At 71.7% G+C, this 12,474-nt stretch carries 12 protein-coding genes and 1 tRNA gene; 4 read left to right on the top strand and 9 right to left on the bottom strand.

Annotated elements, in window-relative coordinates:
- Window positions 1-74 precede the first annotated feature (74 nt).
- The 4 genes from HGK34_RS04520 to HGK34_RS04535 form a co-directional block, all read right to left on the bottom strand.
- Complete coding sequence (locus tag HGK34_RS04520) at window positions 75-761, bottom strand: hypothetical protein (protein ID WP_201845386.1); 687 nt, start codon at window positions 759-761, stop codon at window positions 75-77.
- Window positions 762-774: 13 nt separating this feature from the next.
- Window positions 775-1,332 carry a peptidoglycan-binding domain-containing protein gene (locus HGK34_RS04525; RefSeq protein ID WP_201845387.1) on the bottom strand — a complete coding sequence of 186 codons (558 nt, stop codon included), beginning with the start codon at window positions 1,330-1,332 and terminating at the stop codon, window positions 775-777.
- A gap of 94 nt (window positions 1,333-1,426) precedes the next feature.
- Window positions 1,427-1,873 carry an Lrp/AsnC family transcriptional regulator gene (locus HGK34_RS04530; protein WP_280517842.1) on the bottom strand — a complete coding sequence of 149 codons (447 nt, stop codon included), beginning with the start codon at window positions 1,871-1,873 and terminating at the stop codon, window positions 1,427-1,429.
- A 2-nt stretch (window positions 1,874-1,875) separates the two neighbouring features.
- Window positions 1,876-3,738, bottom strand: a complete 1,863-nt coding sequence (locus HGK34_RS04535; protein ID WP_201845389.1) for an ABC-F family ATP-binding cassette domain-containing protein — start codon at window positions 3,736-3,738, stop codon at window positions 1,876-1,878.
- A gap of 227 nt (window positions 3,739-3,965) precedes the next feature.
- Here HGK34_RS04535 and HGK34_RS04540 point away from each other — a divergent pair, with 227 nt between their 5' ends.
- From HGK34_RS04540 to HGK34_RS04550, 3 genes are all read left to right on the top strand, one after another.
- Window positions 3,966-4,976 carry an acetylxylan esterase gene (locus tag HGK34_RS04540; RefSeq protein WP_201845390.1) on the top strand — a complete coding sequence of 337 codons (1,011 nt, stop codon included), beginning with the start codon at window positions 3,966-3,968 and terminating at the stop codon, window positions 4,974-4,976.
- A 79-nt stretch (window positions 4,977-5,055) separates the two neighbouring features.
- Complete coding sequence (locus tag HGK34_RS04545; protein WP_201845391.1) at window positions 5,056-5,877, top strand: acetylxylan esterase; 822 nt, start codon at window positions 5,056-5,058, stop codon at window positions 5,875-5,877.
- Window positions 5,878-5,996: 119 nt separating this feature from the next.
- Window positions 5,997-7,358, top strand: a complete 1,362-nt coding sequence (locus HGK34_RS04550) for an MFS transporter (RefSeq protein ID WP_307815756.1) — start codon at window positions 5,997-5,999, stop codon at window positions 7,356-7,358.
- Between the two features lie 37 nt (window positions 7,359-7,395).
- Here the strand turns inward: HGK34_RS04550 and HGK34_RS04555 are convergent, their stop codons facing one another.
- The 5 genes from HGK34_RS04555 to HGK34_RS04575 all read right to left on the bottom strand — a co-directional run bounded on the left by HGK34_RS04555 (window position 7,396) and on the right by HGK34_RS04575 (window position 12,159).
- Window positions 7,396-7,989: a MarR family winged helix-turn-helix transcriptional regulator gene (locus HGK34_RS04555; RefSeq protein ID WP_244666399.1), complete on the bottom strand. Its 594-nt coding sequence runs from the start codon at window positions 7,987-7,989 to the stop codon at window positions 7,396-7,398.
- 102 nt (window positions 7,990-8,091) lie between these two features.
- Window positions 8,092-8,448 carry a DUF6507 family protein gene (locus HGK34_RS04560; RefSeq protein WP_201845393.1) on the bottom strand — a complete coding sequence of 119 codons (357 nt, stop codon included), beginning with the start codon at window positions 8,446-8,448 and terminating at the stop codon, window positions 8,092-8,094.
- Window positions 8,445-9,266, bottom strand: a complete 822-nt coding sequence (locus HGK34_RS04565) for a hypothetical protein (protein ID WP_201845394.1) — start codon at window positions 9,264-9,266, stop codon at window positions 8,445-8,447. The genes HGK34_RS04560 and HGK34_RS04565 overlap by 4 nt, the downstream gene beginning before the upstream one ends.
- Window positions 9,263-11,251 (bottom strand): alpha/beta hydrolase, encoded by a 1,989-nt coding sequence (locus HGK34_RS23450; RefSeq protein WP_201845395.1) that lies wholly within the window; start codon window positions 11,249-11,251, stop codon window positions 9,263-9,265. The genes HGK34_RS04565 and HGK34_RS23450 overlap by 4 nt, the downstream gene beginning before the upstream one ends.
- A 308-nt stretch (window positions 11,252-11,559) precedes the next feature.
- Complete coding sequence (locus HGK34_RS04575) at window positions 11,560-12,159, bottom strand: TetR/AcrR family transcriptional regulator (RefSeq protein ID WP_201845478.1); 600 nt, start codon at window positions 12,157-12,159, stop codon at window positions 11,560-11,562.
- A 243-nt stretch (window positions 12,160-12,402) separates the two neighbouring features.
- On the opposite strand from HGK34_RS04575, the gene HGK34_RS04580 reads away from it, so the two are divergent.
- A tRNA-Gln gene (locus HGK34_RS04580) sits at window positions 12,403-12,474 on the top strand.

Raw genomic sequence — 12,474 nt, forward strand, 5'->3', positions numbered from 1 at the left:
AAGTTTCTGTCCGTACAGGGTTCGGCGGGAGAATTTTGCGCCATGCGCCATGCGCCATGCGCCGTGCGCCACCGTCAGCCGGTGAGGCTGCCCGCCATGCGGAGGAGGTCGTCCACCTCGACCCCGGAGCGGCCGTCCGGGGTGCGGCCCAGCACGGTCAGCAGGAGGTACGAGCCGGCATCGTCGGTCCACTCCACGCGGACCGGCCCGAAGCCGTTGTTCTCCACCCGGGTGACCCGGGCATCGCCGCCACCCTGCGGGAAGTCCAGCCGCTCGACGGACACCGTGTCGCCGTCGAGCTCGTCGGTGAGCTCCTCCGACCCGGGGTAGGTGACGTACGTGATCGTCGTGGCCGGGTGGATGGCGCCGGACTCGACCTCGGCCTGGGGCCAGGAGCCCGGCGCGGCCCGGGGGATGGTGTCCTCGTTCGCCGCGCCGTGCAGGTCGTAGACGATCCAGGTGCCGAGGCGGTCCGGCGACATGCTGTCGCTCAGCCGGCGCGCGATGTCCTCGGGGCACGCGGCGTCCGCGCGCGTGACACCGTCGGGGACCCACGCCGGCTGGCGCTGGTCCGCCGCGCAGCTCTCCGCCGTCAGCTCGCGGGCGTCGGGAGCCCCCTCGGGAGGCGGTTCCGCGTCGTGGCGCAACGTGATCAGGAGCGTCACGGCCACCACCGCGAGCACGACGACGAGTCCCACCGCGCCGCCGAGGATCAGCTCGTTGCGCCGGGTCGCCCTGCGGTAGTCGGTGATCATCGCCATGGTGCGGCTCCTGTCATCCCTCGCACCGGAGCTTGGTGAGCTCCTCGCGCGCGAACTCGTACGGCGTCCTGGAGGCGACCGGGCTCTCCGCGACGCCGGGCAGCACCCACGTGGCCCAGTCGCAGTTCGCGTCGAGGAACCAGGCGTCGTGCGCGTCCTGGGCCGGCCCCCAGTGCAGGAGCTGGTCGGGGCCCTGGCACTGGTATTCGGGAGCGCACACCGGAATGACGAGCGCGCGCATCGTCACCCAGGTGTTCGTGTTCACGCAGCCGTCCACCGGAAGCCCGGTCCATGCCTGGAACGCCCGGGAGGCGTTGTCGGCGTCCGCGTCCCAGATGCTGTTCGCGGGACTCAGGCCGTGCGTCGCGGACAACACGTTCTGCACCGCGAGCACCTCACCGCCGCGCTGGTGCCCGATCTCGCCGCCCAGGGCGCCGGTGCCGCACTCGCCCACGGGATCGTTCGCGGTCCACGTGTCCTCCGCGGCGCGTCCCTGCAGGAATGCGGCAGTGACGAGCGCGCCCAGGACGACTCCACCCGCGACCTGCAGCCAGGTCCTCGTGCTCACCATGTCCGGTTTCCTCAAAAATACCGAGATGTCGTGGTGAGACTAACAATCCTCTCGGACCAGGAGGAGTTGGCGCGCGGTGCGGCCGCGGGCCGGCTCAGGAACTCTCGACCGGCCGGCCCTCGAAGTAGGTCTGCAGCACCACCGTGCTGCGCGTGCTGACCTGCGCCGTACGGCGGATCTGGCCCAGCAGGCCCTCGAGCTCGCGGGGTGAGGCGACGCGGACGAGCAGCAGGTAGTTCGCGTTGCCCGCCACGGAGTAGCACGCCTCGATCCCGGGCAGATCCTTCAGACGCATGGGCGCGTCGTCCTCCTGCGCCTGGTCCAGCGGCGTGATCTCGATGAACGCCGTAAGCGGCAGGCCGATCGCCTCCGGGTCCACCACCGCGCGGTACCCGGAGATCACTCCTCGCGACTCCAGTTTCCGCACGCGGACCTGCACCGCCGAGAGCGACAGCCCGGTCGCCTCGGAGAGTGCGGCGAGCGTGGTGCGGCCATCGGCCCGCAGCGCACTGACGATCGTGCGGTCTACGTCGTCTTCCAGGGTCATCCGGCTACCTCCGCAGCCTCGAGCCAGGCCATCTCGAGCTCTCCCTTCTCCGCGGCAAGCTCCTTGAGCCGCGCGTCGAGTCTGCCGACGGCCTCGAAGTCCGTCGCACGGGTCGCCATGTCCTGGTGCAGCGTGGTCTCTTCCTCTGCGATTCTCTCCAACTGCCGCTCGATCCGAGAAATCGCCTTCCTGGCGGCCCGGATGTCGGCCTGGGAGTGCGAGGCCGCCGCCCCCTGCCCGGCCGCGTCCACCGATGCGGCCGAGCCCGCCGACGCCGCCGGGACCGTCGCGGCGGACCCCGTCGCCCCGGTCGCGCGGCGCAGCGACAGATATTCCTCCACACCGCCCGGGAGATCGCGGATCTTCCCGTCCCCGAGAAGCGCGATCTGCCGGTCGGCGACGCGCTCCAGGAGGTACCGGTCGTGGGACACGACGATCAGCGTCCCCGGCCAGCCGTCGAGCAGGTCCTCCAGCGCGGCGAGCGTGTCGGTGTCCAGATCGTTCGTCGGCTCGTCCAGCAGCAGCACGTTCGGCTCGGCGACGAGCAGCCGCAGCAGCTGGAGCCGCCGCCGCTCACCGCCCGACAGGCTCTCCACCTTCGTGTAGGCGCGCTCGCGGGTGAACCCGAGACGCTCGGTGAGCTGTGCGGCGGTGAGCTCCTTGCCGTCGATCTCGATCCGGCCGCGTTCCTGCTCGACCACCTGGACCGCCGTGAGGTGCCCCACCTGGTCGAGCTCGTGCACCTCCTGGCTGAGCTGCGCCACCTCGATCGTCTTGCCGCGCCGGACCCGGCCGCCGTCAGGCGCGCGGCGCCCCGTGAGCAGCGCGAGCAGCGTGGTCTTGCCCGCCCCGTTCACGCCGACGACGCCGTACCGGTCGCCGGGCCCGAGCCGCCAGGTCACGTGGTCGAACAACACCCGCCCGGTGCCGTCTCCGGGCTCGTCCCCTCGTGGCGGGAGGACGACCGTCACGTCCTCCAGGTCCAGCACGTCCTTGCCCAGCCGCCGGGTCGCCATCTGCGTGAGCTCCATCGCGTCTCGCGGCGGCGGCTCGTTCGCGATGAGAGCTGCCGCGGCGTCGAGCCGGAACTTGGGCTTGGAGGACCGGGCCTTGGCACCACGGTGCAGCCAGGCCAGTTCCTTGCGCAGCAGGTTGTCCCGCTTCTCGGCGGCCGCGGCCTCGAGCCGGGCGCGCTCGGCGCGGGCGAGGATGTAGGCCCCGTACCCGCCCTCGTACCCGTCGACGGCGCCCGATCCGTCACCGCGCACCTCCCAGGTTCGCGTGCAGACCGCGTCGAGGAACCACCGGTCGTGCGTCACGACGACCAGCGCGCCGCGCGCGCCCGGGCGCCCGTACCTGTCGGCGAGATGCTCGGCCAGCCAGGCCACGCCCTCGACGTCGAGATGGTTGGTGGGCTCGTCCAGCAGGAGCACGTCCGGATCGTCGGCGAGCAGGCCGGCGAGCGCGACCCGGCGGCGCTGGCCGCCGGACAGCGTGGTGGCGGGTGAGTCGAGGTCGAGATCGGCCAGCAGGCCCTGGTGGATGGCCCGGATGCGGGCGTCGGACGCCCACTCGTGCGTGTCCGCGCTGCCGTGCACCAGATCGAGCACCGTCGCGCCGGCGGGCATGTCGTCCCGCTGGTCGAGCATCCCGACCGTGGAGCCGCCCACACGGGTGACGCGCCCGGCGTCCGCGTCGGACATCCCGCCCAGGATCCGCAGCAGCGTGGACTTGCCCGCGCCGTTGGGGCCGACCACGCCGATGCGGTCGCCGTCGTCCAGCCCGAGGGAGACGTCGGACAGCAGGGTGCGGGTAGCGATCCGGAGGGAGATGCCGTCGGCGCCGAGGAGATGAGCCACCCCGCAAGGTTATGCGCCCGCGCCGGATGCCCTGTCCCGGTGGTGTCCGGCGCTGCACGGATTCCCGGGAAGATCCCCGCGAAGATCCCCGGGACCGCCCGGACGGTGACTCGCGACGGTGACTCCGGTGTGCCGCGGACGGCGGCACGCCATGAGCCCTACCGTGTATATGCTCTCCCGCAGGATCGGCATGACAGCGCTTTCCGCAACGACGCAGGAGGATTCAGGTGGCCTACTTCGACATGTCCCGCGGCGAGCTCGAGCAGTATCTGCCCGAGGTCGACGAGCCCGACGACTTCGACGAGTTCTGGGCCCGCACCATCGCGGAGGCCCGCGCGGCCGGCGCCGCGTTCCCCGGCGGCGGCGCCCCGCTGCTGGAGCGCCTCGACATCGGGCTGACCCAGGTCACGGTCGACGACGTCACCTTCCTCGGCTTCGGCGCCCACCCGGTCAGGGCCTGGCTCACGCGCCCCGCGCACGCCGAGGGCCCGCTGCCCGCCGTCGTCCAGTACCAGGGCTACGGCGGCGGCCGCGGACTGCCGCACGAGCACCTCGCCTACGCCGCTGCGGGCTACGCGCACCTCATGATGGACACACGCGGCCAGGGCTCGACCTGGGGCGGCGGCAGCACCCCGGACCCGGTAGGCGCGGGCCCCGCGGTTCCCGGCGTGATGACTCGCGGCATCGAGGACCCGCACGACCACTACTACCGCCGGCTGTTCACCGACGGCGTGCGCGCGGTGGACGCCGTCCGCTCCATCGACGGCATCGACCCCGAGCGCGTGGCCGTCCTGGGCACCAGCCAGGGCGGCGGCATCGCCATCGCCGTCGCCGGCCTGCTCGACGACCTGGCCGCCGCGGTCCCCGACGTCCCCTTCCTGTGCCACTACCGGCGAGCCGTGGAGATCTCCGACTCCATGCCCTACGGCGAGATCCGGCAGTACCTGCACACCCATCGTGGGCCCGAGGTCGAGGCGCGCACCTGGCGCACCTTCTCCTACCTCGACGGCATCTCCTTCGCCCGCCGGGCGAACGCGCCGGCCCTCTTCTCCACCGCCCTCATGGACGACGTCTGCCCGCCGTCCACCGTCTACGCGGCCCGCAACAACTGGGGCTCGGCCGGGAGCGCGGCACCCGGGACTCCCGAGATCGACGTCTACCCGTACAACGGACACGAGGGAGGCGAGGGCCATCGCTTCGCGCGACACCTCGAATTCCTCCGCGAGCACCTGAAATAGACGCGGCTCGGGTGGGGCGTGCAACGAACCAGCAGTACGCTGCCAGGCGCACCTCACACCCAACGGAGGGACTCCCACCGTGTCCGAGTTCGACATCCCCCCGGTCGCACTCGCGCCTGCCGCGCCCCCGGCCGTCGACGAGCCGCCCCAGTTCGATGATTTCCGGTCCGACCTGCTCGTCCGATCACGCAGCAAGGCCGCCACGCAGCGCGACCCCGAGAGCTCGGACATCGGAAGCCTGACGATCGACGCGGTCACCCTGCCCGGGTTCGGCGACCATCCGCTGCACGGCTGGTTCGTCACCCCGGCCGAGACGTCAGGGACGCTTCCGGGCGTCGTGGAGCTCGTCCCGCCGGGCGGCCGCGGCGAGGCCCGCGACCACACCTGGCCGGCCTCCGCCGGCTACGTGCACCTCGTCATCGAGATGCGGCACGACGGCGACCTGCAGGACCCGTACAACCGGGAGATCGCCGCCGACGCCGTCCGCGCCGTGCAGGAGGTCCGATCCCTGCCAGGCGTGGACCCGTCGCGCGTCGCCGTGCTGGGCCGTGCCGGAGCAGGCTGCGCGGCCGTCGCCGCGGCCGGACTCCTGCCCGACATCGCCTGCGTGATCGCCGAGGCACCGTTCGCCGAGCCGCACGCCGCCGGACTCCGCGCGTTCGCGCGACGTGCCTCCACGCCGGTGCTGCTCGGCCCCGGGACCGGAACACCGGAGATCTTCGCGGCCTGGGGAGCCCACTCGGCCCAGGCGGTCTCGGAACTCTCGGGAGCCACACCTCCCGACGTGGTCGAGCGCACCCTGGACGACTCCGCCCCCGGAGCCCGGCAGGACGTCTACCAGGGCTGGCTCGCCTCCCACACGGAACTGGGCACGATCTTCACACCCCAGGTCGCGAACTAGCGACGCCGCGCCGCGTCGCCGCGCCACCGCGTCCGGGCGCCATGCCCGGGCATCGCGCCCGGAGGCCCTCCCCGGACGCCGTGCCCGGACACAGCCGCCGTCGGACACAATGGCTCGACGTGAGCACCACCCCTTCCCCGGACGTCTCGCGTTCCCCGGACGTCTCGCGTCGTGTCGTCTCGACCAGCGCGCTGCTCGTCGCGCTGCTCGTCGTCGGACTGAACTTCCGCGCGCCGATCACCGCGGTCCCGCCCGTCCTGTCCGACGTCGCCGCCGGGCTCGGGATGTCCGCGGTCGAGGCGGGACTGCTCACCGGGGTGCCGATCCTGTGCTTCGCCGCGTTCGCGCCCGTGGCCTCCTGGATCATCGGCCGGATCGGCCCCTACCGGGCGATGACCCTCGCCGTCGGCGGCGTGCTGGCCGGAACCTTGCTGCGCTCCGCCGCCACCGGGCCGGCCGGCGTATGGGTCGCCGTGGCCGGGACCGTCGTCATCGGCTCGGCGATCACCATCGGCAACGTCGCCGCGCCGGTGATCGTCGTCCACGACTTCGCCGGCCGCGCCGCCGTCGCCACCGGCCTCTACACGGCCTCGATGAACCTGGGCTCCGTGTTCACCACGACCCTGACCGTGCCGCTCGCCGCCTGGCTCGGCTGGCAGGCGGCGCTCGCGGCCTGGTCGGTCCTGGCCGTGGTCGCGCTGATCCACTGGGCATGGGTGATCAGGGGCAGAACCGGCGACGGCGTGTCCGACGGCGACCGCCCCGCATCGCGTCGGGACGCGGCGGCCCCGGGGGCGCAGGCCGCCGACGCGGCGGAGGCTTCCCGGGAGACGTCGGCGCGTCCGACCGAGCGTGTGTGGGGCCGGCCCATCACCTGGTTGCTGGCCATGGCGTTCGTCGGACAGTCGTTCTCCTACTTCGCGGTGACCGGCGCACTGCCTGAGCTGCTCGGCGACCGGATCGGGTTCACTCCCGCCGAAGCCGGCGTGGCGGCGTCGCTGTTCCAGGGGCTGGCGATCCTCGGGTCACTGGTGCTGCCCGTCACGCACGCCTTGCGGCTCCCGCTCGGGGTGGCGTCCGGGATCGTGACGGCCTGCTGGCTGTCGTTGCCTCTCGGGCTGCTGTTCGCGCCGGGAGGGTGGGCCGTGTGGTGCTCCCTCGCCGGGCTCGCGCAGGGCGGGAACTTCGCGGTGATCTTCACGCTGGTCGCGCAGCGGGCGGGGAGCCCGGTCGCTGCCCGGCGGATGGCCGCGACCGTTCAGGCGATCGGGTACGTCATCGCGTTCACCGGCCCGTCCGTCATGTTCGCCGTGCACGACGCCACGGGCGGCTGGAACGCGCCGCTGGCGCTCGTCCTCGCCGTGCTCACGCTCATGGGAGTGATCCTGGCGGTGGCGACGCTGCCCGGGCGGCATCGCACCGGAGGCGGCGCTCCCGAACGGGCGGCTGGTTCGTTCCCGTCGTCCCGCGGCGCGGCGTGAGTGACCCGTCCGGCCGAAACTGCCTGGCCGCTCGTTCCTACTTCTCGAACTGCGTCGACAGGGTACGCAGCAGGCCGGCGAGGAGCGGACGGTGGTCCTTGTCCAGGGCGCCGAGGACCTGCGCCTCGACGGCGAGGAGATCGGCCATCGCGGCGTCGACCTGTTTCAGGCCGGCAGGCGTGAGCTCCACTTGGACGCCGCGGCGGTCGTCGGGGGAGCGGTGGCGCTCCACGAAGCCGCGGCCGGTGAGGCGGTCGATGCGGTTCGTCATCGTGCCGCTGGTGACGAGGGTCTGCTGGACGAGCGCGCCGGGGGAGAGACGGTAGGGCTCGCCGGCGCGACGCAGCGCGGAGAGCACGTCGAACTCCCAGGTCTCCAGGTCGCGCCGGGCGAACGCGCGACGGCGGGCCAGGTCGAGGTGGCGGGCCAGCCGCGAGATCCGGCTGAACACCGTCAGCGGCTCCAGGTCGAGGTCGGGCCTCTCCTGCAGCCAGGCCGCGACAATGCGGTCGACCTCGTCGTGCGGGGTGACGTCGAACTCCGCGGTGACCGGCTCGGCCGCACCGGGTCCGGCACCCCGAGGGCCGTCGTCGTGCGACGCCGGCATCGGCCCGCTGGTGGACTCCTCCATGGCGAGAGACTACCCCGAAGTGTCTTGATATCAAGAGTCTTGACCGTCGATGCGCGGCATCGGCGTGCGCCGGACAGGTGTCGGGACCGGCGGACCCGCTCATCACTGGGGCGTTGGCGGCCCGAGCGGTGCCTGTGCGTGCGGGTGCGGCTGGGGCGTCGGCGCGCCGACGGTGGACGCCGCGCGCTGGTAGATGCCGGCCGCCGTCTCGTCGCCGGCGTCGTAGGCCTGGAGCGCGCCCGACGTCGCGTCGACGACTCTGGTGATCTGCGTGTCGACCCATTCCAGGCCAGGCACCCGGCCTCGGAGGAATTCGGCGATCGCCTCCGCTCCGGGAGTGGTGCTGGTGGTGTCGTGCGCCTCGGCGCTCCGGATGATTCTCCGTAATGCTTGTTGCTCGGCCTCGACCTCTTCGAGAACCTTGCGGACGGGGCCTGGCTCGATGCTCCAGCCGGTCATCGCCGACCACCGGGCGAACCATGGGCGACGCCGACGCCGACGCCGACGCCGACGCCGGACTCCGAGTGCAGGGACGCCCGCACGAGCCGGATCACGGTGCGGACCTCGGTGGCTGCTGCCTTCCAGCGCTCGAGGCCGTCGAGGTAGGCGGCCTTGTCCCCGGCCAGGAACGCGGGAAGCCGGGCGGCCCGTACCTGGTCGTCGAGGCCGTCCAGGGCCAGCTCCAGGCGCGTCGCGGCGTCCTCGAACTCGGCGGCGGCCGCCGCGCTGCCGTCACTGGCGTCGGTCGAGGGGCTGGCGATCGTGATCGTGAGTTGCCGCGTCCCGCGGTCGCCCCGCCCGAAGCTGAGTTCGACATACCAGCCGGTGGAGTTGTCATCGTCCGGGCGGCGGAACTCGTATCCGCCGCCCGATTCGTGAACCGTGTGCTCGTCCTCGTTCCAGCCGTCAGCCCGCAGAACCTCCGCCATGGAGTCGGCGGCTTGTTCGGAACTCGTTCCACTGTCCTTGGCGAAGGTGAAGGTGCCGTCCAGCACACAGTACTTCCAGGGGTGTTCCTTCCGGGCCCCGCCTTCGGCATCGACGAGGGTCACCTGGTTACTGATGATGTCGTTGGGGCCGTCAGGTCCGTCGGGGTCGCGTGGCACGTCGTCGATGGTGGCGGCGAGAGTGGCGGCGAGTGCCTCGGTCTGGGCTTCGTATTCTTCGATGGTCACGCCGCTCCTCGGGCCGAACGCGCCGCAGGCCGTGGTCAGGGTCAGGACGGTGGCGATCAGGACGGCGAGGCCGGTCCGCCGGCTCCGGACTGATGGGGTCATGGGGTGGCCTGCCGTTCCTCGAGTTCGGTGACGTCGACCGTGTTCGGCTCGTAGCCGGGGTCCAGGGTCCCGTCGACGACGATGGGTTGGCTGTCGTAGGTCGTGCCGATCACCCGATCAGGCGCGTACAGCTCGACCTGTGTGCCGGTGATGACGCCAACGATGTTCGCGAACGACGTCGAACCGACCGTGTACACGCCCGAGTGGGCGCCGATCGGGTTCAGGTCCTCGATGGTTCCGCTGTCCTCGTCCCCGGCCTCCTGGAACCCGGTCTCCAGGCGCACCACGTCCGGGTCGTCCTGCGGGGAGGCGCCGTGACCCAGGTGTCCCAGATCGGCGTTCTGCGAGGAACCGGTGACCAGGTCGTTCCGGGCGATCATCGAGTAGTGCGGCTTGTCGCCGGTGCGCGGGAAGTCGGCCACGGCCTCGTCGTCGTTGCCCAGGCCCGCTCCCGCGACGTACAGGATCCGGTCGGCCTCGAGGCCGGCGGCCTCGGCATGGCCCACCACCGCGGCGCCGTACGAATGCCCGGTGACGGTGAGCGTCGAGTCCTCGGACCGGCGGACACCCGCGGCGAAATCGGCCAGCTTCGGACCCAGGTCGCGCGAGTACCCGTCCCAGGCGGCGTCCACGTGCTGTGGGAGACGGCCACCGGCCCACGTGATGATCGCCGTTGGCTCCGCACCGAGCTTGGCCCTGTTCGCCGCGTCGTACATCTGGTACCCCCGCAGGTCGGTACCGTCGTACGACTCCACCTTGGTGGTGGTGCCGGGCACATGGATCGCGATGTTCTTGACCCAGCCGGGGATGTCGCCGTGCTCGTCGAGCGGGCCGTTGTATGTCGCGATCGCGTCCTTCGCCGGGTCGAACGCGATCACCTGCGCACGCGTGGTCGTGCCGATCTTGGCGTACTCGCCGTCGGCGTCGTACCCGTACCGGTCCCTGGGCTCCGGCAGGTCGAGGTACGTGGCATAGGAGTCGATTGCCGCACGAAGATCGTCGCGCTGTCGCTTCATCGCGAACACGCGCCCCAGCCATCCACCCAGCGATTCGCCGACGGCCGGGGAGGGCACGTCGTCGAGCCGCGCGAGCTCCCCTTCGAGCCGCGCGATCTCGTTGCGCAGGTTGATCTCGTTCGCCTCGGCGCGGGACCCCATCGGAATCCCGTTCAGATTGCCGACGAGAAGCGGGATCCCTGCGATCAGCGCCCGCCGCTGCCAGGGATCCAGGCCGTCCCACCATCCGCGGATCTCGGCGGGGGTGGCCCCGTCGACCCATTCCTGGTCGGGGACGAACCACGAGATGTCCGCGGGGTCGGTGCCGGAAGCCGCGAGCGAACCGCCGTGGCGTGAGCCGCGCCCGACCATGCCTTGGCCCGCATCCCCGGGTGTCAGCTCACGTAGCCGGCGCTCGAGGTCCTCGGCCGCGGCGCGGATCTGTCCGGTCACGTGGGCGCCGTCCGCGATCAGCTCCTCGTTGCGCTCGATCGAGGGCCGGTGCTTCGCCCAGGTCACCCAGGCCCCGGTCCGGGCCCCGTCGTACCAGCCGGCCAGCTCGGCCGGTTCCAGGAGAACCAGCCCACGTGCCACGTCGTCCGCTCCGACCCACACTCCCGAGACAACCTGGTTGCGGAACGTGTCGGCCTCGAACTCGATGCGTTGCAGCTTCTGCTTGAGCGGCCGCAGCTCGTGGGCGAGGTGATCGATGTGCCTCGCCCCGGCGAGGTGTACCTGCTGCTCGTGCTCACCGCGGGCTTCGACCGGATCCATCGCCCGGTACATGCGCGGAGCCTCGGGCGCGGAGTAGTGGTCTGCCACACCACCCCACAGGACGGCGACACGGCGCGCGGCCTCTCCGGTCGCGGCGCCGATCCGTCGGAGGTGGGCGGCCTGGTCCACGAGCCAGTCGAGGTCGAGGTCACCCGAAGCGATCGGGAACGCGGACGCGTCGATCAGGCCATCGGTGCCGGTGAATCCGCCGCTCACCGGCGCGGCACCGGGGCCGCGCCGTCGCGCACCCGCGCGGTTTCGCCTGGCTCGTCACCCCCCGGGAACACGAGGTGTGCAGCCGAAGCGTCCATCAGCTCGGCGGCGAGCGTCGCACGGTTCTCGCGGGCCATGTGTCTGGAGTCCCTCTCGAAGTGGGGCAGGCATCGTCGACCGGCCCACCTCTATCCCGCAGGCCGTATCCGCATGGTATTGAGGGGACGATCAAGGATGCAACGGTCACGTTCTGCGCGTGTCGTGCTGCTGGATGTGCTAGGTGATGCCCGGTGTGGAGCGTGCTCCGTCCGCTACCGCGTCTGCAGCAGCGCCGGCTTCTTCTCCATGCGGCTCAGCCCGTTCCACGCCAGGTTCACCAGGTGCGCCGCGACCTCGGACTTCTTCGTGGCACGGTTGTCCAGCCAGTACTGGCCGGTCAGCGCGATCATGCCGACCAGCATGTTCGCGTACAGGGGAGCCGTGCGCGGATCGAGCCGGTTGATCCGGAACTGCTTGGTCAGCTTGTGCTCCACCTGCGTGGCGACGTCGCCGATCAGGCTCGAGAAGGTTCCCGTCGCCTGCGCCACCGGCGAGTCGCGCACGAGGATCCGGAACCCGTCCTCGCTCTCCTCGATGTAGTCCAGCAGGGCGAGCGCGGTGCGCTCCACCAGCACCTTGGGGTGTCCGCGGGAATCGAGGGCGCCGGTCAGAGCCGCCGTCAGCTCCTGGACCTCGCGGTCCACGATCACCGCGTACATCCCCTCCTTGCCGCCGAAGTGCTCGTACACCACGGGCTTGGACACCTGCGCGCGTGCCGCGATCTCCTCGACGCTCGTACCGTCGAACCCCTTGGAGGCGAACAGCTCGCGTGCCACGGACAGGAGCTGCTCGCGACGCTGACTCGCGGTCATGCGGGGTCGCGGCGTGCGTCGGGAGTCGGGTGCCATGGTGAACATTGTGCCGTGTGTCCCGTGCGACACGGCCCGCAGCCGCACCCACCCCTGGCGACCTGGCAGACTAGGGCACGGTGCACGACGGCGGCCCCCGTGCTCGGGGAGCGGGCCTCGCATTTCCCTGATAGTGGTGTTGCATGCTGTCAGAGGTCGGTGAGCCCGCATCCTGGCGGCGGCCGGGCGCGTCGTCCGGTGCACCGGTCCGCCTTGGTGTAATCGGCAGCACACGGGTTTTTGGTGCCCATGGTCCAGGTTCGAGCCCTGGGGGCGGAG

Source organism: Myceligenerans indicum, assembly GCF_016742955.1.
Classification (GTDB): domain Bacteria; phylum Actinomycetota; class Actinomycetes; order Actinomycetales; family Cellulomonadaceae; genus Myceligenerans; species Myceligenerans indicum.